The following is a 22,714-nucleotide window of genomic DNA, read 5'->3' as shown; positions in this document are numbered from 1 at the left end:
CGCGAGCGTGTTCGTGCTGTATGGCTTGCCCGGATTCGAGCATGATGCCGAAAAGTGTGAGCGGTTTTCGGACGACATCATGCTCTCACTCTTTAATGTAGAACAGGATTCAGATTTTAGGCCGACCCGGTCTAAAATCATCCTGTTCTAATGACGGATAATGCGAATGAACAAGGTTCTCCTCATCGACGACGATGCCGAGCTGACGACGCTTCTGCAGGAATATCTGGTCGAGGAAGGATATGACGTCGTAACGGATACGGATGGCCGCGCCGCCATTGCCGCGGCAGCCGGCAATACGGTCGATATCATCGTGCTCGACATCATGATGCCCCGGATGAACGGGATCGAAGTCCTGCAGAGGATCCGGAAGCTGAGCCAGGTCCCCGTTGTGATGCTGACCGCAAGAGGCGACGACGTCGACAGGATATCGGGCCTCAATCTCGGCGCCGACGACTATGTGCCGAAACCATGTTCGCCGGGCGAATTGGCCGCGAGGTTGCGGGCCATCCTGCGCCGCGCCGGTCAGCCGGCGGCCGGTGTATCGACCGACACGATCAAAGCAGGACAGCTCGTGCTCCATTCCGGCAGCAGAAGCGCCGAATGGCGCGGCCAGACCTTGGAGTTGACCGGCACCGAATTCAGCCTGCTCGAGGTTCTCGCCCGCAGCGCCGGCCAGCTTGTATCGAAGCAGGAGATTTCGAAGCGGGCCTTCGGCAAGCCGCTCACGCCGTTCGACCGCCGTATCGATGTCCATATCAGCAGTGTTCGCCAGAAGCTCGGGCTGAGGGAGGACGGGCAATCCTGGATCCAGTCCGTCCGCGGCCAGGGCTATCAACTTGTCGTGGACTGATCATGCCCCGGCTTTTCTGGAAATTCTTCAGGATCATCTGGCTGACGCTGGCGGCAAGCCTCGCTGTCATTATCCTTATCGTCAAACTTGTTCAGGCGGTTCCCTTCGCAGGCGAGCTGGACCAGGAGCGGCGGACGCTCGTGCTGAACCTGACTGCAAACATTCTGGTTGAGGACGGCGAAGCCGCAGCCGCGCGTTTCGTGACCACAAGCGAGAAGACGCAGCCGCTCGGCCTGAGCCTTTCGAAGCCTGGGGAAGCTGCCGCCTGCGCCGAGAAGAACACGGTCATTACGCGATCCGTGCTGAAGGATGGCGACTGCTATCGGCTTTCCGTGTCGGCGCCGGCCAGTTCCACCTTCGACAACCTTGGCCCGTTCATGCCGTGGCTCACCATCCTGATCGCGAGCACGATCGCGGCGGGCGCACTGGCACGATACCTCATTCGTCCCGTCGTCCATCTGCGCGACGGTTTGAGCGCGCTTGCCCATGGCCGCTTCGACTTCCGCATCGGCGATAAAATGGCCGGCCGAAAGGATGAGGTGACGGCACTGGCCTATGATTTCGATTCCAGCGCCGCCCGGCTTCAGGAGCTCCAGGATGCGCAGCAGAGGCTGTTCCATGACGTCTCCCACGAACTGCGTTCGCCTTTGTCCCGCCTGCAGGCCGCCGTCGGCGTGCTCCGGCAGAGCCCGGCCAAACTTACCGCCATGCTGGACCGTATGGACCGGGAGGTCGAACGGCTCGACATGCTGGTGGGCGAGGTGCTGACGCTTGCCAGGCTGACGGCGGGTTCCAGCCGGCCGCTGAAAACGCAGACCTTGGATGTCATTGAGCTGCTCAACGAAATCCTCGGCGATGCGGCATTCGAAGCCCAGGCGCGCGAGGTCTCGATCACGCAGAGTATCGACGGCATCTTCCGCGCCGAGGTCGAAGGCGAACTGATCTACCGGGCGCTCGAAAACGTCGTCCGCAACGCCGTAAAATACACAGCCGATCGTTCGCGCATCACCGTCTCCTGCGAGGCGACGGCCGACCGCCTCAAGATCTGCGTGACGGATCAGGGGCCAGGTGTCGGACGGGACGAACTCGAACGGATCTTCCAGCCGTTCTCACGCGGGAAAGACGCCGTGCCGAGAGGCGGATACGGTCTGGGTCTCGCCATCAGCAGGCAGGCGATCGAACGCCATGGCGGGCGCGTGCGTGCATCATTGCCGGAGGCCGGCGGCCTGGCGATCACCCTGGAGCTTCCGAGGGTGCCGGCGCCCTATGGCGCGGCCAATGATGAAACCTGATCCGCATCGCCTGACGAGGCGGTGCCGGATTTTACCTAACTTTACAGTTTCTTAACCGCCATTAACGCTGGCATCGCTAAGCCTGAACCCACGATCCCGGTTCAGAAGGCTCGCCCGTGAGTACGTCGTTTCCCACAAGACCATCATCCCTCCGCTACGCTGCATCCGCACTGACAATTCTGCTGACGGGCTGCGTCAGCGGCCCGGATCACGTTCCCCCGCAAATGCCGCTTCCCGCGAAATTCGCAGAGGGAGGTAACAAGAGCAACGGCAATGTCGTAGTGGCTGAGTGGTGGACGGCCTTTCGCGACAAGCGGCTCGACGGCCTGGTGGCCCATGGCCTCAGCGAAAATCTCGATGTGCTTCAGGCGCTCGAAAGCATCAACTCGGCCGCCGCCAATGTCACGGTCGCCGGCGGCGGCGGCTTGCCGAGCCTGACTGTCGATGCATCGCACACATTATCCGGCGAGAAGGGCCGGCTCCGCACGACAATCGGCACTACGAACACGACGAGCGGCGACGCCAGCCTCTCCTGGCTGCTCGACGTCTTCGGCCAGTACCGTCGCTCGAAAGAGAGCGCAATCGCCTCGCTGGGGGCCGCCTATGCGACGGCCGACAATGCGAAGCTCACCTTCCTCAAGGACCTTGTCGAGAGCTATATCGACGCCCGTTACTACCAGGAGCGCATCGCGCTTTCCCAAGCGAGTTTGAAATCCCGCCAGCAGACCTATGAACTGACGCAGCTGCAGCTGAAAGCCGGTGCAGCCTCCCGCCTCGATGTCGTTCAGGCCGAGGGCCTGGTGCAGTCGACAAAGGCCGACGTACCCGGCCTCGAAAAGAGCTTCACGGAATCGGCCCATCACATCGCCACGCTGCTCGGGATGCCAGCGGCTTCGCTGACGGACGAGCTGAAGAAGAGTGCCGGCCAACCGGTCTTCCGCGGCGACATTCGCGCTGGCATTCCCGCCGATCTCATCCGCAATCGTCCGGATATTCGCAAGGCCGAGCGCGAGCTGGCGGCGGCCGTCGCCGATATCGGCGCAGCCGAAGCCCAGCTCTACCCGTCGATCACCTTGTCCGGTTCGATCTCGCCGAGCTGGGTCAAATCATCAGGCAGCGGCGCAAGCCTGACGAGCTGGTCTTTCGGGCCATCGCTCAACCTGCCGATCTTCGATGGCGGCACATTGCGCGCGAATGTCGATATCGAAAAATCCGATGCGAAGACCCAATATCTCGCGTGGAAAGCGGCGGTGCTGAACGGGGTCGAAGAGGTCGAAAACGCGCTGTCGGCGGTTCGCCGCGACACGCAGACGCTGGAGCCGTTGCGCCGGCAGGTGCAGACGGCGCTGGAATCGCTGGCACTTTCGACCACGAGCTACAAGGATGGCGCCTCGTCGCTGCTCGATATTCTGGACGCGCAGCGTTCGGTCTCCGATGCGGAGGCAAGCCTTGCCGCGAGCGTTCAACAGGTCGCCAAGGACTATGTGGATCTGTATGTCGCCATCGGTGCCGGTTACCTCGAGCCGGAGCACGCCGCCTCCAAGCAGATTGCGAAGTCGGGTTAGAGCAATTCCCGCAAAAGTGCGCAGCGGTTTTGCGCCCGGAATTGGGTGAAAACAACGAGATAGAACAATTCGGTGGTTCGAAGAAAAACGGAAATTCTCTAGTTGGCAGGAGTGATTTGCCCTGCCATTGCCAGAATGCGCAGCGCGAGCTTCAGATGCGGTATATCCAGCATGCGCCCGTCCAGTTGGATGACGCCTGCGTCGGGATTGGCGGCAAAGGCGGCGGCGACTTTCTCGGCCCAGGCGATCTCGGATGCATCCGGCATAAAGGCGTGATTGATCGTTTCGATCTGGCTCGGATGGATGGCCATCATGCCGGAAAAGCCGTCTCGCCGGGCGCGGCCGAGATAGGCGCTCAGACCTTTGAGATCGTGGAAATCGGGATAGACGGTTTCGATTGCGGGAACGGCGGCGGCATGGGCTGCGAATAGCGTGAGCGAGCGGGCAAGCTCGTAAGGTGGCGTATAACGGCCATCCGTCCTCCGCGCGGTCGTGGCCCCCATCGCGGCGGGCAGATCCTCAGCACCCCAGGTCAGGCCGCAGAGGCTGGTCGAGACCTCCCGGTAACTGCCGATCTCGAAGATCGCCGACGGCGTTTCGGTCGCGATCGGCAAAACGGGAACGGCCGACGTCAGCGAGGCCGCGAGTTTGCGCACGGAAGCCGCGCCCTCGGCCTTCGGCAGCATGATCGCGAAAGGGCGAAGGCCGCTCAGAGCGGCAAGGTCGTCCTCGAATGCCGGGGAGGTGAGGGGATTGATACGGATAAGAAGGGCGGTCTCGCCGGTCTGGCGCAGGGTGAACTCGTGTACGTTTTCGCGCGCTTTCGGCTTGCTCGCTGGCGCAACCGAATCTTCCAGATCGAGAATGACGGCATCGGCGCCCGAGGCGAGCGCTTTTTCGAAACGTTCCGGCCGGTCGCCGGGCACGAAGAGCAGCGAGCGCAGCCTCATGACGGTTTCACCTTCAGCATCGCCGTGCGCAGGCACTGACAGACGATCTCATCGCGCTGGTTCAGAGTGATGTGCCGGAAGGTGACGATGCCGGCGTCTGGGCGGGAGTTCGAGCGGCGCAGCTCCATCACCTCGGTTTCCACCCGCAGCGTATCGCCGATGAAGACCGGTTTCGGCATCGTCACCTTGTCGTAGCCGAGATTGGCGACGAGCGTGCCGAGCGTCGTGTCGCCGACAGAAAGGCCAACGGTCAGCGCAAAAGTGAAGGTGCCGTTGACGACGATCCGGCCGAATTCGGTGCTGGCCGCATACTCGGCATCGAGGTGTAGCGGCTGCGGATTGTGGGAGAGCGTCGAAAACAGCAGGTTGTCGGTCTCGGTGACCGTTCGGCGGATCTCATGAGCGATGCGGTCGCCGACCGTCCATTCGTCGAAGTAGCGACCGGCCATCAATCCTCTCCCTTCATGACGCTGGCGACCAGCTGGTTTTCCGAGACCCTGATACCGGGGGAAACCTGCAGCTTTCCGACGATGCCGTCGAAGGGCGCCCGCAGCGAATGTTCCATTTTCATGGCTTCGACCGTCAGCAGACGATCGCCCTTGGCGACCGGGTCGCCTTCGGCGACATCCACGGAAATGACCAGGCCGGGCATGGGCGACAGGATGGCGCCATCACCCACGCCGTGGCTTGCCTCGACCTCGCTTGCGACGGGCAGGCCGATCGGCCAGGCGTTGCCGGCGTCGAAAAGCACCGTCGTCTCGTCCGTCTCGATGGTCTTTGCTTCGAGGTCGGGGCGCAGACGCCCCCAATAGAGGTGGCCGCCGACGCGCACCCGGACGCGTCTGTCGCTCGGCCCAGCGACGCGAAAACCGGTGAGGGCGGACCAAGGCTCATCAGATGCGCTCTTTGCAAGCGCGGTGGCGGCGCTGTCGATCACGGTTTCATCAGGCTCGGTCGCCACAAGGCTTTCACCGTGACGGTCGAGGAAGCCGGTATCGATCCGGGCGGCGTGAAAATCCGGGTCGGCGGCGATGCGGGCGAGAAGGCCGGCATTCGATCTGACCGGCCAGACCTCGACGTCGGCGCAGGCGGCCGCGAGTTTCGACAGTGCCGCCTCGCGGTTCGGCCCATGCGCAATGATCTTGGCGATCATCGGATCGTAGAAGGCGGTGATCTCATCGCCCTCATCGACGCCGCTGTCGACGCGGACCGTTTTCGGCAGCTTGAGATGGTCTAGCCGGCCGGTCGAGGGCAGATAGCCGGCGGCGGGATTTTCGGCGTAAAGCCGGGCCTCAAAGGCCCAGCCGTTGACAACAATCTCGTCCTGGCTTTTCGGCAAGGGCTCGCCGCTGGCGACTTTCAGCTGCCAGAGCACCAGATCCTCGCCAGTTATCGCTTCGGTGACCGGGTGTTCCACCTGCAGCCGCGTGTTCATCTCCATGAACCAGATGCGGTCGGGATTGAGGCCACCGGAGGCATCGGCGATGAATTCGATAGTGCCGGCGCCGACATAGTTTACCGCTCTTGCAGCCTTCACCGCCGCATCGCAGATTACCGCCCGGGTGGCGGTATCGAGGCCTGGGGCGGGGGCCTCCTCGATGACTTTCTGGTGACGGCGCTGGAGCGAACAATCGCGTTCGAAGAGGTGAACGCAATTCCCGAGCTTGTCGGCAAAGACCTGCACCTCGATATGACGCGGATTGGCAATGTAGCGTTCGATCAGAACGCGATCGTCGCCGAAGGAGGCGGCGGCCTCACGGCGGCATGAGGCGAGAAGCTCTGCGAAATCCTGCGGGCGGTCGACGCGGCGCATGCCTTTGCCGCCGCCGCCGGCAACCGCCTTGATCAGCACGGGATAACCGATGGCATCGGCTTCTGCCGACAGCCGCTCTTCTCTCTGGTCCGGGCCGAGATAGCCGGGGGTGACGGGGACGCCTGCCGCCTGCATCAATTCTTTCGCGGCGTCCTTGAGCCCCATGGCGCGGATGGCGGCCGGGGGCGCGCCGACCCAGAGGATGCCGGCGCTTTCCACCGCTTCGGCAAATTCGGCATTTTCCGACAGGAAACCGTAACCGGGATGGATGGCGGCGGTGCCGGTTTTCCGGGCGGCCTCCAGGATGCGTTGCTGCGAGAGGTAGCTTTCGCGGGCCGCCGGCGGGCCGATGGCGATCGCCTCGTCCGCTTCGCTCACGAAGGGTAGGCCGGCATCGGCCTCGGAATAGACGGCGATCGTGCGGATGCCGAGCAGCTTGGCGGTGCGGATGATGCGGCGGGCGATCTCGCCCCTGTTGGCAATGAGAAGGCTTTCCATCATGGCCGCCTCACATCCGGAACAGGCCGAAGCGCGGCCCTTTCGGGATCGGCGCATTCAGGCAGGCGGAAAAGGCAAGGCCGAGGACATCGCGGGTCTGGCGCGGGTCGATGATGCCGTCGTCCCAGAGGCGGGCCGTCGCATAATAGGGATTGCCCTCGGCCTCGTAGGCGGCCCGGATCGGCGCCTTGAAGGCGGCCTCTTCTTCGTCCGGCCAGTCCTCTCCGCGCGCCTCCATCGCATCGCGGCGGATGGTGGCGAGCACCGAGGCTGCCTGTTCGCCGCCCATGACGCTGATGCGGCTGTTCGGCCAGGTGAAAAGGAAGCGCGGTCGATAGGCGCGGCCGCACATGCCGTAATTGCCGGCGCCGAAGCTGCCGCCGATGATGACGGTCACTTTCGGTACGGTCGCGGTTGCCACCGCCGTCACCAGCTTTGCCCCGTCCTTGGCGATGCCGCCGGCCTCGTATCGGCCGCCGACCATGAAGCCGGAGATATTTTGCAGGAAGAGCAACGGCACGCGGCGCTGGCAGGCGAGCTCGATGAAATGCGCGCCCTTCAGAGCGCTTTCGGAAAACAGCACGCCGTTATTGGCGATGATGGCGACCGGCATGCCCCAGATGCGGGCGAAGCCGCAGACCAGCGTGGTGCCGTAAAGCGGTTTGAACTCGTGCAGTTCCGAGCCGTCGACGATCCGGCCGATTACCTCGCGCACGTCATAGGGCGAGCGGACGTCGTCCGGAATGAGGCCGCAGAGATCTTCCGGACCGAGTTTCGGCCGCCGCGGCGGCGTGATGTCGATATCGATTGATTTCACACTGTTGAGGCTTGCTGTAATATCGCGCATCAGCAGCAGCGCATGTTCGTCGTTTTCGGCGACATGATCGACGACGCCGGAGCGGCGGCCGTGGGTCTCGGCGCCGCCGAGCTCTTCGGCCGAGATGATCTCGCCGGTGGCAGCTTTGACCAGCGGCGGGCCGGCGAGGAAGATCGTGCCTTGATTGCGAACGATGACCGTTTCGTCGGATATGGCCGGCACATAGGCGCCGCCGGCGGTGCAGCTTCCCATCACGCAGGCAATCTGCGGAATGCCTTCGGCCGACATCTGTGCCTGGTTGTAGAAGATCGCGCCGAAATGGTCGCGGTCGGGAAAGACCTCGGCCTGATGCGGAAGATTGGCGCCGCCGCTGTCGACCAGATAGAGGCAGGGCAATCGGTTCTGCATGGCGATCTCCTGCGCCCGCAGATGTTTCTTCACCGTCAGGGGGTAATAGGCGCCACCCTTCACCGTCGCGTCATTGGCGACAATCATCACCTCGCGGCCGGAAACGCGGCCGATGCCTGATATGATGCCGGCGCCCGGCGCTTCGTCGCCATACATGCCGTTGGCGGCCAGCGTGCCGATCTCCAGGAAAGGACTGCCGGCATCGATCAGCAGCTGGATGCGGTCGCGCGGCAGGAGCTTGCCCTTGCCGGTATGGCGCTCGCGCGCCGTTGGCGATCCGCCCTGGCGCGCTTTGACCGAACGCTCGTGGAGCTCGTCGATCAGGGCCTTGTTCTTGACGGCATTGGCCTTGAAGCTGTCGCTGTCGCGGTCGATCGCAGTCGAAATCACCGTCATGACGCAATGAGCTCCCGGCCGATCAGGTAGCGGCGAATCTCGTTGGTGCCGGCGCCGATGTCGTAGAGCTTGGCATCGCGCAAGAAGCGTTCGACCGGCCATTCCTTGGTATAGCCGGCGCCGCCGAGCGCCTGGATCGCCTCCAGCGAGACCTTGACGGCATTCTCACTGGCGAAAAGGATCGCGGCGGCAGCATCCGTGCGCGTCGCGCGGCCGGCATCGCAGGCGCGGGCGACGGCATAGACATAGGCGCGCGCCGAATTCAGCGCGACATACATATCGGCGATCTTTGCCTGCATCAGCTGGAAATCGCCGATCGGTTTGCCGAACTGCTTGCGATCGCGCACATAGGGCAGCACGACATCAAGGCAGGCCTGCATGATGCCGAGCGGGCCGCCGGCAAGCACGGCGCGTTCGTAATCGAGGCCGGACATCAGGATCTTCACGCCTTCCCCCTCCCGCCCCATCAGCGCCTCGGCCGGCACCTCGCAATCCTGAAAGACCAGCTCGGCCGTGTCGCTGCCGCGCATGCCGAGCTTGGAGAGCTTTTTCGAGACGCTGAAGCCAGGCAGGCCTTTTTCGATGATGAAGGCGGAAATGCCTTTCGGGCCGGCGGCCGGATCGGTCTTGGCATAGACGACAAGCACGTCGGCATGCGGCGCATTGGTGATCCAGAACTTGGTGCCGCTCAGGATGTAGCGGTCGCCCTTTTGGTCGGCCCGCAGCCGCATGGAGACGACATCGGAACCGGCGCCGGCCTCGGACATGGCAAGCGCGCCGACATGTTCGCCGGAGATCAGCTTCGGCAGATGGCGGCGTTTCTGCTCCGTCGAGGCCCAGCGGCGGATCTGATTGACGCAGAGATTGGAATGGGCGCCGTAACTCAAGCCGATGGAAGCGGAGGCGCGGGAAACCTCCTCCATGGCGACGACATGCTCGAGGTAACCGAGACCGGCCCCGCCGAATTCTTCCTCGACGGTGATCCCATGCAGGCCGAGCGCCCCCATCCGAGGCCAGAGCTGGCGCGGAAACGTATTGTTTTCGTCGATCTCCGCGGCCATCGGAGCAATATGATCGGCGGCAAACCGCGCCGTCGTTTCACGGATCGCGTCCGCGGTGTCGCCGAGCGAAAAATCAAACATGGCAGTCCTCCCGCTGAAATATGTAGCGCGGGTTGCGGAAGGTTCAAAGTGTCTCTGATTTGGATGCGGGTGACGGCCTCCGTATCGAAGTTGTGCCGTTTTCTTGAAAATATGGGAAATATGGAATATATGGAAACAAAGCCGGAGATTATCATGCGACAGTTCACGACAGGGGATCTCAACAAGCAGGTCGGCGACGTCACCGATGCTGCAAGCCGGGAGCCGATCGTTCTCACTCGACATAACAAGCCGCGTTTCGTGCTGATGAGCTATGAACATTACGAGCGCATGCGCAGCGGCAAGGACCCACGTCGTGCTCATCACCTCTCGGAGATGCCGGACGAACATGCCGAGTTATTCGGCGAGGCGATCGAGCGGCTGGCGAAGGGTGACGGTTACGACGATGAGCCATGAGTTTCGCCCCGGGGAAGTGATATACTATCCCTATCTCTGGGCATGGCAGCAGCAGCGGGGCGAGACCGAAGGGCGTAAACAACGACCAGTTTGTGTCGTTGTCGCAATCCGCAGCGCAGGCGATGGAAATACGCATCTTGTGCTTCTGGCAATCACAACGCAGCCGCCGCAGGCGGAGCGGATCGCCCTGGAAATTCCCGATATCGAATGCCGGCGTGCCGGTATTGGTGATCTCAATCAGAGTTGGATCGTCGTAGACGAATATAACTATGATATCGTCGAACACTCCTGGTACATCGAGCCGCATCAAGAGATTCTTGGTCGCTTCAGCAAATCCTTCGTGATGAAGATTGGCGCGACGTTCGCGAAAGCGCGAACCCAGTCGGGTCGCGTCAAGCGGTTCGACTGACTTAGCTTCGATTTTCCGCTTCTTCCCGCCGGAAAGCCTCGGGGCTCTTGCCCATCCATTTCCGGAAAGCCCGGAAGAAGGCGCTGGGTTCGGAATAACCAAGCTGCACGGCAATCTCGCCGATGGTGTTCGATGTGCTCAGCAGAAGGTCGACGGCGAGGTCGCGGCGGATGTCGTCCTTGATGGCGGCATAGCTTTGCCCCTCATCGTGCAGGCGGTGGCGAAGCGTGGAGGGCGGCATGCGCATATCGGCGGCAAGCTTGGCGAAGCTCGACCAGGCATTGGGCGTTGCCAGGTTCAAGCGCCGGCGGACGGCGGCGGCGATGCCGGCATCGTAACGATAACGCACCAGAATATTGGCGGGCGCGCCGCGCAGGAACTGTTTCAGCGCCTGCTCGCTGCGTGAAATCGGCAGGTCGAGCAGGGCGCTGTCGAAGCCGAGCCGGCTGATGGCTTGAGAAAACCGCACCGGTGCTCCGAAGAAGAGCTGGTAGTCGGCGCCTTGGCGGGGCTCGGCGCAGCGGAAATCGACAAGGCGGATCGGGATGCGCCGGCCGACCAGCCAGCAAATGATGCCGTGCAGGATGATCCAGTAGGTGCGGTAGGCGAAGGCCGAACGCGGCGCGCCGGCATCGCTGAGCTCGACCTCAGCCATGCCGTCGCGGACGACGAGCCGTCCCCGGGGATCGTCGAGCACGACATCGAGGAAGCGCAGCGCCCGGCGGAGCGCGTGACCGAGTGTCGGCGCATGCAGCACGCAATGGCAAAGCAGGGTGAAGCTGCCGCTGCGCATCGGGCGAGCGCCCATGCCGAAGAATTCGTCGTCGAGCTCGGCGGCGATCGCCAGCCAGAGCGCGCCATAGGTCTCCGCCGAAACCGGCTGGTCGATGCCAGGCGGCAGGCTGACGCGGGCAAGGATCGGCGCCGTCGGCTTGCCCAACCGCCGCAGGCTGTCGAGCGCTTCCTCCACGAAACCCGGCGCGATCATGCGTCGCTCGATCTCGGCCATATCAATCCCCACTATGGCAAAACTGGCCGAGATAATGGAGCAGTTCTGTCATCGCTTGCAATAGGTGGAGCGAATAGAATCGCGGCTGCCGGTTGTGCTTGGAGGACGGCGCGGCGGCGGGAGGAATAGGTTCATGCTAATCGCAGGTGCAGGTTTCATCGTGACCGGCGGCGGCTCGGGGCTCGGCGCGGCAACGGTGCGCGCGCTGGTCGAGGCGGGCGGGCGCGTGACGATTGCCGATCTCAATCCGCAGGCGGGCGAGGAAATTACCCGCGAGTTCGGGCGCGATGTCCGCTTCGTCGAGGCGGATGTGACCGATGGCGAGGCGGGAAAAGCAGTGGTTGCCGCGGCGGTCGAGGCCTTCGGCGGCCTGCGCGGCCTGGTGAATTGCGCCGGCGTGGCACCGGCCGAAAAGGTGATCGGCCGCGACGGGCCCCACCGGCTGGAGAGTTTTGCCCGCACCATCGGCATCAATCTCATCGGCACCTTCAACATGATCCGGCTTGCCGCTGCTGCGATCCAGAATGCGGAGCCGGATGCGGAAAGCGAACGCGGCGTCATCGTCAATACGGCCTCGGTTGCCGCCTTTGACGGGCAGATCGGCCAGGCGGCCTATGCCGCCTCCAAGGGCGGCGTGGCGGCGATGACCTTGCCGGTCGCCCGCGAGCTTGCCCGTTACGGCATTCGCGTCGTTTCGATCGCGCCCGGGATTTTCGAGACGCCGATGATGGCTGATATGCCGGCCGAGGTTCAGGCCGCACTCGGCAAGAGCGTGCCCTTTCCGCCGCGGCTCGGCCGGCCGGCGGAATTTGCCGGGCTGGTGCGCCATGTCTTTGAAAACAACATGCTGAACGGCGAGGTCATCCGCCTCGACGGCGCATTGCGAATGGGTGCGCGGTGAGCGGCGCCCGAGGAGGAAAGATGGCATTGCAGGACCCCATCGTCATCGTCGGGGCGGCGCGCACCCCGATCGGCAGTTTTCAGGGAGAGCTGAAGGAGGCGACAGCACCCGAACTCGGAGCAGTGGCGATCCTCGCAGCGCTTGAGCGCAGCCGCGTCGAGGCCGAGGCGATCGAGGAGGTCATCTTCGGCTGCGTGCTGTCGGCCGGGCAGGGGCAGGCGCCCGCCCGCCAGGCGGCCGTCCATGCCGGCCTGCCGTTTGCGACAGCGGCCAGCACCGTCAACAAGATGTGCGGTTCGGGCATGAAGGCGGTGATGATGGCGCATGACCTGATCGCCGCCGGCAGTGCTTCGGTGGCGGTCGCAGGCGGCATGGAAAGCATGACGAATGCGCCCTATCTCCTTGACAGGGCCCGTGCCGGCTACAGGCTTGGCCATGGGCGTGTCGTGGATCACATGTTCCTCGACGGGCTGGAGGATGCTTATGACAAGGGGCGCTTGATGGGCAGCTTTGCGGAGGATTGCGCCGAGGCCTATCAGTTTACGCGCGAGGCGCAGGACAACTACGCCATCGCCTCTCTGACGCGGGCGCAGAAGGCGATTGCCGAGCGCTGTTTCGAAAGCGAGATCGTGGCGGTCACGGTGAAATCGGGCAAAGCCGAGCAGGTGGCGAGCCGCGACGAACAGCCCGGCAAGGCCAGGCTCGACAAGATCCCGACGCTGAAGCCCGCCTTTCGCGAAGGTGGCACGGTGACCGCCGCCAATTCCAGCTCGATCTCCGATGGCGCCGCGGCCCTCGTGTTGATGCGCCGCTCCGAGGCGGAGCATCGCGGCCTCCAACCGCTCGCCACCATTCTCGGCCATGCCACGCATTCGCAGGCGCCCAATCTATTCGCCACTGCGCCGATCGGCGCGCTGCAGAAACTGTCCGACCGCACCGGCGTGGCGCTCTCGGACGTCGATCTCTTCGAAATCAACGAGGCTTTCGCCGTCGTCGCGATGGCGGCGATGCGCGATCTCGACCTGCCGCATGAAAAAGTGAATGTGCATGGAGGCGCCTGCGCCCTCGGTCATCCGATCGGCGCGTCGGGAGCCCGGATTCTGGTGACGCTGCTTTCGGCATTGGAGCGCTACGACCTGAAGCGCGGCATGGCCGCGCTCTGCATCGGCGGCGGCGAGGCGACGGCCGTCGCCATCGAGCGGCACGAGGCGAGAGGTTGAACAGATGATTCTTTCCGATCTTCAGCAGCAGATCTCAGATCTCGCCCGCGATTTTGCCCGCGACCGGCTGGCGCCGGGGGCGGCCAAGCGTGACCGGGAGCATCTCTTCCCGCGCCAGGAACTGAAGGAGATGGGTGAACTCGGGCTGCTCGGCATGCTGGTTCCGGAGGCCTATGGCGGCTCGGATACCGGTGTGGTCGCCTATGCCGCCGCCCTTGAGGAGATTGCCGCCGGCGACGGGCCGTGTTCGACGATCATGAGCGTGCACAGCTCCGTCGGCTGCGTGCCGATCCTGAAGTTCGGCACCGAGGAGCAGCGGCAGCGCTTCCTGCCGAAACTGGCAAGCGGCGAATGGATCGGCGGCTTTGCGCTCACCGAGCCGCAGGCGGGGTCCGATGCCTCAAACCTGAAGACCCGGGCGCGGCGTGACGGCGACGACTACGTGCTCGATGGCGCCAAGCAATTCATCACCTCGGGAAAGAACGGCAATGTCATCATCGTCTTTGCCGTCACCGATCCTGATGCCGGCAAGAAAGGCATCACCGCCTTCATCGTGCCGACGGATACGCCAGGCTACGAGGTGATCCGCGTCGAGGATAAGCTTGGCCTGCATTCCACCGATACCTGCCAGATCGCTTTCAACGGCATGCGCATTCCTGTCGAGTTGAGGCTCGGCGCAGAAGGCGAAGGCTACCGCATCGCGCTCGCCAATCTTGAAGGCGGGCGGATCGGCATTGCGGCGCAGGCGGTCGGCATGGCGCGGGCGGCGTTCGAGGCGGCGCGCGACTACGCCGGAGAGCGCACCGCCTTCGGCAAGCCGATCGTCGAGCACCAGGCGGTTGCCTTCCGCCTGGCCGATATGGCGGTGCGGATCGAGGCCGGCCGGCAGCTCACCTTTCACGCCGCCTGCCTGAGGGAAGCCGGGCTGCCCTGCCTGTCGGAAGCCTCGATGGCGAAGCTTTTTGCCTCCGAGATGGCCGAGCGCGTCTGCTCCGACGCGATCCAGATCCATGGAGGTTATGGCTACATGGCCGATTACCCGGTCGAGCGCATCTATCGCGATGTGCGCATCTGCCAGATCTATGAAGGAACGAGCGACGTGCAGCGCATGGTGATCGCCCGCAATCTGTAACAATATATCCGGCCCTGCTTCCGGGGAGGGATGCATGGCCGGCAAAGGGAGGAATAAAAAAACATGGTGGATTCCGCTCGTTTGAGCCTGCACGTCCCCGAACCCGCCGTCCGCCCGGGCGGCCAGCCCGATTTTTCCAACGTCAAGATCGCCAAGGCTGGTGCCGTGCCGCGGCCGGAGGTGGACGTCGCTTCGGAAGACATCCGCGAGCTCGCCTATTCGATCATCCGCGTGCTGAACCGCGACGGCGAGGCGGTTGGCCCCTGGGCAGGCTCGCTCTCCGACGAGGAACTGCTGACCGGGCTTCGCAACATGATGAAGCTGCGTGCCTTCGACACTCGCATGCTGATGGCGCAGCGCCAGGGCAAGACCTCCTTCTACATGCAGCATCTCGGCGAAGAAGCCGTCAGCTGCGCCTTCCGCAAGGCGCTCATCAAGGGAGACATGAATTTCCCGACCTATCGCCAGGCGGGCCTGCTGATTTCAGACGACTATCCGATGGTCGAGATGATGAACCAGATCTACTCGAACGAGAGCGATCCGCTTCGCGGCCGGCAGCTGCCGATCATGTACTCCTCCAAGGAACACGGCTTCTTCACCATCTCCGGCAATCTCGCCACCCAATATGTGCAGGCCGTGGGATGGGCGATGGCCTCGGCGATCAAGAATGACAGCCGCATTGCCGCGGCATGGATCGGCGACGGCTCGACGGCGGAATCGGACTTTCATTCGGCGCTCGTCTTCGCCTCGACCTACAAGGCGCCCGTCATTCTCAACATCGTCAACAATCAATGGGCGATCTCCACCTTTCAAGGCATCGCCCGTGGCGGTTCCGGCACTTTCGCCGCCCGCGGCCTCGGCTTCGGCATTCCGGCGCTGCGCGTCGACGGAAACGACTATCTCGCCGTCCATGCCGTCGCCCGCTGGGCGGCCGAACGCGCCCGGCGCAATCTCGGCCCGACGCTGATCGAATATGTCACCTACCGCGTCGGCGCGCATTCGACCTCCGACGATCCGAGCGCCTATCGGCCGAAGACGGAATCGGAGGCCTGGCCGCTCGGCGATCCCGTGCTGCGGCTGAAGAAACATCTGATCGTCAAGGGCGCGTGGTCGGAGGAGCGGCATGTGCAGGCGGAGGCTGAAATTGCCGACGAGGTGATCGAGGCACAGCGTCAGGCGGAAGCGCATGGCACGCTGCATGCCGGCGGCAGGCCTTCGGTGCGCGACATTTTCGAGGGCGTCTATGCCGAGATGCCGCCGCATATCCGCCGCCAGCGGCAGAAGGCGGGGTACTGACATGGCCAGGATGACGATGATCGAGGCGGTGCGCAGCGCCATGGACGTCTCGATGGCGCGCGACGACGATGTCGTGGTGTTCGGCGAGGATGTCGGCTATTTCGGCGGGGTCTTCCGCAGCACGCAAGGTCTGCAGGCAAAATACGGCAGGACGCGCTGCTTCGATACGCCGATCAGCGAATCCGGCATTGTCGGCACGGCGATCGGCATGGCCGCCTACGGGCTGAAGCCCTGTGTCGAAATCCAGTTCGCCGATTACATGTATCCGGCCTATGACCAGCTGACGCAGGAGGCGGCGCGCATCCGCTACCGTTCCAACGGCGATTTCACCTGCCCGATCGTCGTGCGTATGCCGACCGGCGGCGGCATCTTCGGCGGCCAGACACACAGCCAGAGCCCGGAAGCGCTATTTACCCATGTCTGCGGGCTGAAAGTGATCGTTCCCTCCAATCCCTATGACGCCAAGGGCCTGCTGATCGCGGCGATCGAGGATCCCGACCCCGTCATGTTCCTGGAGCCGAAGCGGCTCTATAACGGCCCCTTCGACGGCCATCACGAGCGGCCGGTGACGCCGTGGTCGAAACATGCGCTGGGAGAGGTGCCCGACGGCCATTACACCATCCCGATCGGCAAGGCCGAAGTGCGGCGCGCCGGGTCTGCGGTGACCGTGGTTGCCTATGGCACGATGGTGCATGTGGCGCTTGCCGCGGCAGACGATGCCGGCATCGATGCCGAGGTGATCGATCTCAGGAGCCTGCTGCCGCTCGATCTCGATATGATCGTCAAATCGGTCACCAAGACGGGCCGTTGCGTCGTCGTGCATGAGGCAACGCTGACCTCCGGCTTTGGCGCCGAGGTTGCGGCACTGGTACAGGAACATTGCTTCTATCATCTCGAAGCGCCGGTGGTGCGCGTCGCCGGCTGGGACACGCCCTATCCGCATGCGCAGGAATGGGACTATTTCCCCGGTCCCGCCCGGGTCGGGCGGGCACTTGCCGAAGTCATGGAGGCCTGAGCCATGGGCGAATTCATCATCAAGATGCCCGATGTCGGGGAAGGGGTGGCCGAGGCCGAGCTGGTGGAATGGCATGTGAAGGCGGGAGATCCGGTCCGCGAGGATATGGTGATCGCCGCCGTCATGACCGACAAGGCCACCGTGGAAATTCCTTCTCCCGTCAACGGCACCGTCATCTGGCTTGCCGGCGAGGTCGGAGACCGGATCGCGGTCAAGGCGCCGCTGGTGCGGATCGAGACGGCGGGCGATGTCGGCGACGGCGACGCCCAGCCCGTGCGGATCTCGCAGACGCCACCTGCCGAAACGGCCAAGGTCGAGATTGCAAAGCCCACTCCGGCAGCGCCGGCCTCTGCGCCAGCGCCGGTTGAAAAGCCGCTTGCCGCGCCCTCCGTGCGGCTGTTTGCCAGGGAAAAGGGGGTGGATCTCAGACAGGTGCAGGGAAGCGGACCGGCCGGCCGCATCCTGCGCGAGGATATCGAGCAATTCCTGACCCTGGGCGCCGCTCCGGCAACGGCAAGGAACGGTTCTGCCAGGAAGACGGCGACCGAGCAGATCAAGCTGACCGGCCTGCGCCGCCGCATCGCCGAAAAAATGGTGCTGTCCACCTCGCGCATCCCCCACATCACCTATGTGGAGGAAGTGGATATGACCGCGCTCGAGGAGTTGCGCGCCACCATGAACGGCGACCGCAGGCCGGATCATCCGAAGCTGACGGTTCTGCCCTTCCTGATGCGGGCGCTGGTCAAGGCCATTTCCGGGCAGCCCGACGTCAACGCCACCTTCGACGACGATGCCGGCATCATCACGCGTCATAGCGCCGTCCATATCGGCATCGCCACGCAGACGCCGGCCGGTCTGACCGTGCCGGTGGTGCGGCATGCGGAAGCGCGCGGCATCTGGGATTGCGCGGCGGAAATGAACCGGCTGGCGGAAGCGGCGCGATCGGGGACGGCGACCCGCGATGAGCTTTTGGGCTCGACCATCACCATCAGCTCGCTGGGCGCTCTCGGCGGCATCGTCTCGACGCCGGTGATCAATCATCCCGAAGTGGCGATCATCGGCGTCAACAAGATCGCCACACGGCCGGTATGGGACGGCGCGCAGTTCGTACCGCGCAAGATGATGAACCTCTCCTCCAGCTTCGATCATCGCATCATCGACGGCTGGGATGCGGCAACCTTCGTGCAGCGCATCCGTACGCTGCTCGAATCGCCCGCGCTCATTTTCATCGAAGGCTGAGCCATGAAAGAAATCGTCTGCAAGCTCCTCGTCATCGGCGCCGGCCCTGGCGGTTATGTCTGCGCCATCCGCGCCGGCCAGCTCGGCGTCGATACGGTCATCGTCGAGGCCGGCAAGCCGGGCGGCACCTGCCTGACGGTCGGCTGCATTCCCTCCAAGGCGTTAATTCATGCGGCCGAGGAATTCGACGCGACGCAAAAGATGCTTGTCGGCAAGAACCCGATGGGCATCCGCGTCGAAGGCGCCTCGATCGATCTTTTGAGGACGATCGCCTGGAAGGACGGCATCGTCGGCCGGCTTACAGGCGGCGTCTCGGGGCTATTACAGAAGGCGCGGGTCAAGATCGTCCATGGCCGGGCCCACTTCCGCGACGGCAAGACGGTGGAGGTGGAGACGGAGACCGGCCAGCAGATCATCCGCGCCGAGACCGTGGTGATTGCCACCGGTTCCGATCCGGTGGAGCTTGCCAACCTGCCGTTCGACGGCCGCGTGATCTCCTCGACGGAGGCGCTGTCGCTGACGGAGCTGCCGAAAAAACTTGTCGTCGTCGGCGGCGGTTATATCGGGCTGGAGCTTGGCACGGCCTTTTCCAAGATGGGATCGGAGGTGACGGTGGTCGAGGCAACGCCACAGGTGCTGCCATTATATGATGCCGAGCTGGTGCGGCCCGTCATGCGCAAGCTGACCGAAAGCGGCGTCCGGGTGTTGACAGGTGCGAAGGCGATCGGCCTTGCCGATAATGGCGAGACATTGATCGTCGAAACATCCGATGGCCGGCGAGAGAGCCTGCCGGCGGACCGCATCCTCGTTACCGTCGGCCGCCGCCCGAGGACGGCAGGCTCCGGTCTCGAAGAGCTCGATCTCGATCGCGCCGGCCCTTATCTCAGGATCGACGATCGCTGCCGCACCTCCATGCGCGGCATCTATGCGATCGGCGACGTCACCGGCGAGCCGATGCTGGCCCATCGGGCGATGGCGCAAGGCGAGATGGTAGCCGAGATCATCGCCGGCAAGAAGCGGGCCTGGGACAAGCGCTGCATTCCCGCCATCTGCTTTACCGATCCGGAGATTGTCAGCGCCGGCCTCTCGCCGGCGGAGGCGCAGGCGCAGGGCTATCAAATCCGCACCGGCCAGTTTCCGTTCAGCGCCAACGGACGGGCGATGACCATGCTGTCGGAGGAGGGCTTCGTGCGCGTCGTCGCCCGCGCCGACACCAATCTCGTTCTCGGCCTGCAGGCGGTGGGAGCAGGGGTCTCCGAACTCTCGGCGGCCTTTGCGCTGGCGATCGAAATGGGTGCGCGCCTGGAAGATATTGCCGGCACCATCCACGCCCATCCGACCCGCAGTGAAGCAGTCATGGAGGCGGCGCTGAAAGCTTTGGGAAGCGCTTTGCACATCTGAGCCGAGCTGACCAAGACCACGGGGTGGCGGTGTTCCGCCGGACCTACCAGCTTCTCATCATCGATGAGCTGGGCTTCGTGCCGCTCTCCAAGACCGGTGCGCTACTCGATCGTATCACCCACCACGTCAACATCCTCGAGATGAATGGCGACAGCTATCGTCTCGCGCAAAGTCGCGCCCGACGGAGCACCGCCAGAGCCGTTCGATCACTTCGGCTTAATGGCCATCAGATTGCCGAACTCCATCGGGAAGGGGAATAAAATCGTCGAAGTCTTCTCGCTGGCGATGACGTTCAAAGTGCTCAAGTAACGAAGTTGCATCGCCTCCGGCTGCCTGGCCAAAATTTCGGCCGCTTCTAGTAGCTTCGCTGCAGCTTGCTGTTCGCCCTCGGCATTAATGATCTTTGCGCGGCGTTCGCGTTCGGCTTCCGCTTGGCGAGCAATTGCACGAACCATCGACTCGTTGATATCCACATGTTTGATCTCGACAGTGGCTACTTTAATTCCCCAAGCATCCGTCTGAGTGTCAAGGATTTCCTGAATATCCGAGTTGAGCCTGTCACGTTCTGCCAGCATCTCATCGAGGTCGTGCTTGCCGAGCACGGAGCGCAACGTCGTCTGGGCAAGCTGGCTTGTTGCCATCATGAAATCCTCGACCTGGATGGTCGACTTCTCGGGGTCAATAACCCTGAAATAGATCACCGCGCTGACACGAACCGAGACATTGTCATGTGAGATGACGTCCTGGCTAGGGACATCGAGTACGCGCGTGCGCAAGTCGACCCGCATCATCTGCTGGACATAGGGGATGAGCAGAATCAAGCCGGGTCCCTTGACTCCGGTAAAGCGGCCAAGTGTGAACACGACGCCGCGTTCGTATTCCCTCAGGATTTTAACCGCGGATGCGAGGATGGCGACCAAAATGACGATGGCCACCAAATAGAAGGCAAGATCTGCAAACATATCCATGACTTCTCCTCCTGCTTGCTGAGTGCCGTTAAGTGTCCTTAGGACGGCTGGCGACCTCGAGCGCCAGCCCATTGCGGCCGGTCACGCTGACAGGGTCACCGGCAACAAGTGGTTCGGCGGAAACCGCCTTCCAGCGTTCGCCATGTGCGATGACATACCCCGTGAGCCCCATCCAGCTCTCAACTTTACCGGAAATGCCAATCATCTGCTCTGCACCGGTGGCAACCCGGCGCAAGCGCGAGGTGAACGCCAGGCGAGCAACGACAAGGCTAAAAGCAAGAGCAGCAAACGCAATTGCGCCCAGTAGGGCGCGCGACACTTCCAGGCCGGGTATATCGGTATCAAACAAAATGGTTGCTCCCAGGATCACGGCTACCCCGCCGCCAATGCCGAAAGCGCCGAAGCTTGGCGAATGCGCCTCAGCCATAGTCAATCCCACGCCGAGGAAAATAAGCCCAAGGCCGGCAAAACTCACCGGCAGCAATGCCAGGGCATAGAGACCAAGGAGGAGGCAGATGCCGCCGATCGTGCCAGGAAGCATTGTCCCAGGTGCGAGAAATTCGAAGATCAGGCCATAGATCCCGACCATCATCAGGATGATTGCGATGTTCGGATCGGTAATGACGGAAAGCAGGCGCGTGCGCCAGTCGGGCTCGAATTCCTGCACGACTAAACCGGAGGTATCGAGCCGGGCGTCCGTTTGACCGACCCGCACCACCTGCCCTTGTGCCTTTGCAAGGAGATCGTTGACATCAACTGCCGTGAAATCGATGGCATGTTCGCGCACTGCCGCAGTGGATGAAAGGCTCGCAGCTTCGCGCACGGCACGCTCTGCCCAGTCGGCGTTGCGATTGCGCAATTCCGCAAGCCCGCGAATGTAAGCGACTGCGTCGTTAACGGCTTTTGCTTCGCTGGCATTGCCCGGAGCTTCTGCCTGCTTGTCACTAGGTTCGCCCGGCTTCTTTTCGGGTTCCGCATCACCGCCGAAAGGCTTTACGCTGAGCGCGATTGGTGTCGCCGCACCTAGATTGGTCCCAGGCGCCATTGCCGCAATGTGGCTTGCGTAGAGAATATAGGTGCCGGCGCTGGCAGCCCGTGCCCCGCTCGGTGCGACGAAGCCCGCGACAGGCACTGGTGAGGCAAGGATCGCGCGAATGATTTCCCGCATGGAGGTGTCAAGACCACCTGGTGTGTCCATTTGCAGAATGACCAAGACCGCTCCACGTTCGCCAGCACGCTGAATGCCTCGTATCACGTAGTCAGCTATCGCAGGCCCAATGGCGCCGTTCACCTTGAGGACGACAGCAACGCGGCTGGACGCCGACGGTGCGACGAAGCCCAAGGCTGAGAACAGCAAAAACAACAAAGTGAAGATTGGCGGTTGCCATCGCCAACACCTTAATCCGCGCGTGACAATCTGCGGAACGTACATAATATTTAATATATGTCGGAAATTACAAAGAAAAAGAAGAGGTGTCTCAGGATTTCCGAACAAGCGAAGAACGCCAACCTCAAGGCTTCGCTTGCACGGTTAGTTTAACTGAATGGTACGTACAAAAGGCATTCACACAACGCTGCTACCCGCTATTCCGCGCAAGGATCGCCAGATACTCGGAGCACACCGTGTCGACCAGTCCAAGCAATGAGGCATTGCTCTCCAAGCCGGGCGAGAGCCTCCTCGCCGATCTCAAAATGCCTGGAATACCGCGCCTTAACATATGCCTCGTTCAGCGTGTTGAACCATACGCGCTCTCGATGCTGGTCGCGGGGAAAGGCATCGGCGAGATGTCAGTCCTGTTCCTCGGCGAGCTCGCGCCGTGTGGATCGTTGGCGTTTATCACTCTGGCGCATTCCGGCGGATACCGCGTTTGTCGCTTTTTTGCGACTATTTGCTCAAATTCTTGAGTTGTTAGCTTTTTTTTACGATGATTTCCGGTGAACGCATCCGAATTTTAGGCAAGAATGTCTGATGGGGG

Annotated in this window: 20 protein-coding genes and 2 pseudogenes; 13 read left to right on the top strand and 9 right to left on the bottom strand. The window is 62.9% G+C overall.

Annotated features, from left to right (window positions below; translation table 11 throughout):
- Positions 1–166 precede the first annotated feature (166 nt).
- From HJB89_RS05855 to HJB89_RS05845, 3 genes are all read left to right on the top strand, one after another.
- Positions 167–853 (top strand): response regulator, encoded by a 687-nt coding sequence (locus tag HJB89_RS05855; protein ID WP_221149210.1) that lies wholly within the window; start codon positions 167–169, stop codon positions 851–853.
- A 2-nt stretch (positions 854–855) separates the two neighbouring features.
- Positions 856–2,145, top strand: a complete 1,290-nt coding sequence (locus HJB89_RS05850; protein ID WP_221139440.1) for an ATP-binding protein — start codon at positions 856–858, stop codon at positions 2,143–2,145.
- A 116-nt stretch (positions 2,146–2,261) separates the two neighbouring features.
- On the top strand, positions 2,262–3,710 hold the full coding sequence (locus HJB89_RS05845; RefSeq protein ID WP_221149207.1) for an efflux transporter outer membrane subunit: 1,449 nt from the start codon (positions 2,262–2,264) through the stop codon (positions 3,708–3,710).
- Between the two features lie 98 nt (positions 3,711–3,808).
- On the opposite strand, the gene HJB89_RS05840 is transcribed toward HJB89_RS05845, so the two are convergent.
- From HJB89_RS05840 to HJB89_RS05820, 5 genes are read right to left on the bottom strand one after another with little or no spacing between them, the layout of a single operon-like run.
- Complete coding sequence (locus HJB89_RS05840; protein WP_221114967.1) at positions 3,809–4,660, bottom strand: CoA ester lyase; 852 nt, start codon at positions 4,658–4,660, stop codon at positions 3,809–3,811.
- Positions 4,657–5,109 carry a MaoC family dehydratase gene (locus HJB89_RS05835; protein WP_221131389.1) on the bottom strand — a complete coding sequence of 151 codons (453 nt, stop codon included), beginning with the start codon at positions 5,107–5,109 and terminating at the stop codon, positions 4,657–4,659. The genes HJB89_RS05840 and HJB89_RS05835 overlap by 4 nt, the downstream gene beginning before the upstream one ends.
- On the bottom strand, positions 5,109–6,974 hold the full coding sequence (locus HJB89_RS05830; RefSeq protein WP_221139437.1) for an acetyl/propionyl/methylcrotonyl-CoA carboxylase subunit alpha: 1,866 nt from the start codon (positions 6,972–6,974) through the stop codon (positions 5,109–5,111). The genes HJB89_RS05835 and HJB89_RS05830 overlap by 1 nt, the downstream gene beginning before the upstream one ends.
- Before the next feature lie 7 nt (positions 6,975–6,981).
- Complete coding sequence (locus HJB89_RS05825; RefSeq protein ID WP_221114964.1) at positions 6,982–8,592, bottom strand: carboxyl transferase domain-containing protein; 1,611 nt, start codon at positions 8,590–8,592, stop codon at positions 6,982–6,984.
- A complete protein-coding gene (locus HJB89_RS05820) occupies positions 8,589–9,734 on the bottom strand; it encodes an isovaleryl-CoA dehydrogenase (RefSeq protein WP_221114963.1) in 1,146 nt (381 codons plus the stop codon). The genes HJB89_RS05825 and HJB89_RS05820 overlap by 4 nt, the downstream gene beginning before the upstream one ends.
- A gap of 153 nt (positions 9,735–9,887) precedes the next feature.
- Here HJB89_RS05820 and HJB89_RS05815 point away from each other — a divergent pair, with 153 nt between their 5' ends.
- Both HJB89_RS05815 and HJB89_RS05810 read left to right on the top strand, forming a co-directional pair.
- Positions 9,888–10,148 carry a type II toxin-antitoxin system Phd/YefM family antitoxin gene (locus tag HJB89_RS05815; RefSeq protein WP_207584895.1) on the top strand — a complete coding sequence of 87 codons (261 nt, stop codon included), beginning with the start codon at positions 9,888–9,890 and terminating at the stop codon, positions 10,146–10,148.
- Positions 10,138–10,557: a hypothetical protein gene (locus HJB89_RS05810; RefSeq protein WP_221149206.1), complete on the top strand. Its 420-nt coding sequence runs from the start codon at positions 10,138–10,140 to the stop codon at positions 10,555–10,557. The genes HJB89_RS05815 and HJB89_RS05810 overlap by 11 nt, the downstream gene beginning before the upstream one ends.
- Before the next feature lies 1 nt (position 10,558).
- Here the strand turns inward: HJB89_RS05810 and HJB89_RS05805 are convergent, their stop codons facing one another.
- Positions 10,559–11,566 (bottom strand): AraC family transcriptional regulator, encoded by a 1,008-nt coding sequence (locus HJB89_RS05805; RefSeq protein ID WP_207584897.1) that lies wholly within the window; start codon positions 11,564–11,566, stop codon positions 10,559–10,561.
- 133 nt (positions 11,567–11,699) lie between these two features.
- Here HJB89_RS05805 and HJB89_RS05800 point away from each other — a divergent pair, with 133 nt between their 5' ends.
- From HJB89_RS05800 to HJB89_RS05765, 8 genes and pseudogenes are all read left to right on the top strand, one after another.
- Positions 11,700–12,467, top strand: a complete 768-nt coding sequence (locus HJB89_RS05800; RefSeq protein WP_207584898.1) for an SDR family NAD(P)-dependent oxidoreductase — start codon at positions 11,700–11,702, stop codon at positions 12,465–12,467.
- 20 nt (positions 12,468–12,487) lie between these two features.
- Positions 12,488–13,687 (top strand): acetyl-CoA C-acyltransferase, encoded by a 1,200-nt coding sequence (locus tag HJB89_RS05795; protein WP_207584899.1) that lies wholly within the window; start codon positions 12,488–12,490, stop codon positions 13,685–13,687.
- A 4-nt stretch (positions 13,688–13,691) separates the two neighbouring features.
- On the top strand, positions 13,692–14,819 hold the full coding sequence (locus tag HJB89_RS05790; protein ID WP_221149204.1) for an acyl-CoA dehydrogenase family protein: 1,128 nt from the start codon (positions 13,692–13,694) through the stop codon (positions 14,817–14,819).
- A 63-nt stretch (positions 14,820–14,882) separates the two neighbouring features.
- Positions 14,883–16,115, top strand: a complete 1,233-nt coding sequence (locus tag HJB89_RS05785; RefSeq protein WP_221131386.1) for a 3-methyl-2-oxobutanoate dehydrogenase (2-methylpropanoyl-transferring) subunit alpha — start codon at positions 14,883–14,885, stop codon at positions 16,113–16,115.
- 1 nt (position 16,116) lies between these two features.
- Complete coding sequence (locus HJB89_RS05780) at positions 16,117–17,130, top strand: alpha-ketoacid dehydrogenase subunit beta (RefSeq protein ID WP_221149202.1); 1,014 nt, start codon at positions 16,117–16,119, stop codon at positions 17,128–17,130.
- Positions 17,131–17,133: 3 nt separating this feature from the next.
- Positions 17,134–18,369: a dihydrolipoamide acetyltransferase family protein gene (locus HJB89_RS05775; RefSeq protein ID WP_221114957.1), complete on the top strand. Its 1,236-nt coding sequence runs from the start codon at positions 17,134–17,136 to the stop codon at positions 18,367–18,369.
- A gap of 3 nt (positions 18,370–18,372) precedes the next feature.
- Complete coding sequence (lpdA, locus tag HJB89_RS05770) at positions 18,373–19,770, top strand: dihydrolipoyl dehydrogenase (RefSeq protein ID WP_221114956.1); 1,398 nt, start codon at positions 18,373–18,375, stop codon at positions 19,768–19,770.
- 44 nt (positions 19,771–19,814) lie between these two features.
- Positions 19,815–20,030: pseudogene (locus HJB89_RS05765) on the top strand (ATP-binding protein); the annotation flags it as partial.
- Here the strand turns inward: HJB89_RS05765 and HJB89_RS05760 are convergent.
- The 3 genes and pseudogenes from HJB89_RS05760 to HJB89_RS33105 form a co-directional block, all read right to left on the bottom strand.
- Positions 19,977–20,738, bottom strand: a complete 762-nt coding sequence (locus HJB89_RS05760) for a slipin family protein (protein ID WP_207584905.1) — start codon at positions 20,736–20,738, stop codon at positions 19,977–19,979. The pseudogene HJB89_RS05765 and the gene HJB89_RS05760 overlap by 54 nt on opposite strands.
- Positions 20,739–20,766: 28 nt before the next feature.
- Entirely contained in the window at positions 20,767–22,170 is a 1,404-nt protein-coding gene (locus HJB89_RS05755) for a nodulation protein NfeD (protein ID WP_221149435.1), read from the bottom strand.
- 145 nt (positions 22,171–22,315) lie between these two features.
- A pseudogene (locus HJB89_RS33105) lies at positions 22,316–22,553 on the bottom strand (nucleotidyltransferase); the annotation flags it as partial.
- Positions 22,554–22,714: the final 161 nt, after the last annotated feature.

It is taken from the genome of Rhizobium sp. NZLR8 (genome assembly GCF_019685025.1).
In the GTDB taxonomy this organism is placed as follows: Bacteria; Pseudomonadota; Alphaproteobacteria; order Rhizobiales; family Rhizobiaceae; genus Rhizobium.
The sequence above is the reverse complement of the archived record's forward strand: the minus strand, read 5'-3'. Positions and strand labels throughout refer to the sequence as shown.

Coding starts and splice junctions, on each gene's coding strand:
- HJB89_RS05840 (WP_221114967.1), bottom strand. CDS start 4,660: ATGAGGCTGCGCTCGCTGCTCTTCGTGCCCGGCGACCGGCCGGAACGT.
- HJB89_RS05800 (WP_207584898.1), top strand. CDS start 11,700: ATGCTAATCGCAGGTGCAGGTTTCATCGTGACCGGCGGCGGCTCGGGG.
- HJB89_RS05775 (WP_221114957.1), top strand. CDS start 17,134: ATGGGCGAATTCATCATCAAGATGCCCGATGTCGGGGAAGGGGTGGCC.
- HJB89_RS05835 (WP_221131389.1), bottom strand. CDS start 5,109: ATGGCCGGTCGCTACTTCGACGAATGGACGGTCGGCGACCGCATCGCT.
- HJB89_RS05805 (WP_207584897.1), bottom strand. CDS start 11,566: ATGGCCGAGATCGAGCGACGCATGATCGCGCCGGGTTTCGTGGAGGAA.
- HJB89_RS05785 (WP_221131386.1), top strand. CDS start 14,883: ATGGTGGATTCCGCTCGTTTGAGCCTGCACGTCCCCGAACCCGCCGTC.
- HJB89_RS05850 (WP_221139440.1), top strand. CDS start 856: ATGCCCCGGCTTTTCTGGAAATTCTTCAGGATCATCTGGCTGACGCTG.
- HJB89_RS05795 (WP_207584899.1), top strand. CDS start 12,488: ATGGCATTGCAGGACCCCATCGTCATCGTCGGGGCGGCGCGCACCCCG.
- HJB89_RS05825 (WP_221114964.1), bottom strand. CDS start 8,592: ATGACGGTGATTTCGACTGCGATCGACCGCGACAGCGACAGCTTCAAG.
- HJB89_RS05815 (WP_207584895.1), top strand. CDS start 9,888: ATGCGACAGTTCACGACAGGGGATCTCAACAAGCAGGTCGGCGACGTC.
- HJB89_RS05855 (WP_221149210.1), top strand. CDS start 167: ATGAACAAGGTTCTCCTCATCGACGACGATGCCGAGCTGACGACGCTT.
- HJB89_RS05755 (WP_221149435.1), bottom strand. CDS start 22,170: ATGTACGTTCCGCAGATTGTCACGCGCGGATTAAGGTGTTGGCGATGG.
- HJB89_RS05820 (WP_221114963.1), bottom strand. CDS start 9,734: ATGTTTGATTTTTCGCTCGGCGACACCGCGGACGCGATCCGTGAAACG.
- HJB89_RS05810 (WP_221149206.1), top strand. CDS start 10,138: ATGAGCCATGAGTTTCGCCCCGGGGAAGTGATATACTATCCCTATCTC.
- lpdA (WP_221114956.1), top strand. CDS start 18,373: ATGAAAGAAATCGTCTGCAAGCTCCTCGTCATCGGCGCCGGCCCTGGC.
- HJB89_RS05780 (WP_221149202.1), top strand. CDS start 16,117: ATGGCCAGGATGACGATGATCGAGGCGGTGCGCAGCGCCATGGACGTC.
- HJB89_RS05760 (WP_207584905.1), bottom strand. CDS start 20,738: ATGGATATGTTTGCAGATCTTGCCTTCTATTTGGTGGCCATCGTCATT.
- HJB89_RS05830 (WP_221139437.1), bottom strand. CDS start 6,974: ATGATGGAAAGCCTTCTCATTGCCAACAGGGGCGAGATCGCCCGCCGC.
- HJB89_RS05790 (WP_221149204.1), top strand. CDS start 13,692: ATGATTCTTTCCGATCTTCAGCAGCAGATCTCAGATCTCGCCCGCGAT.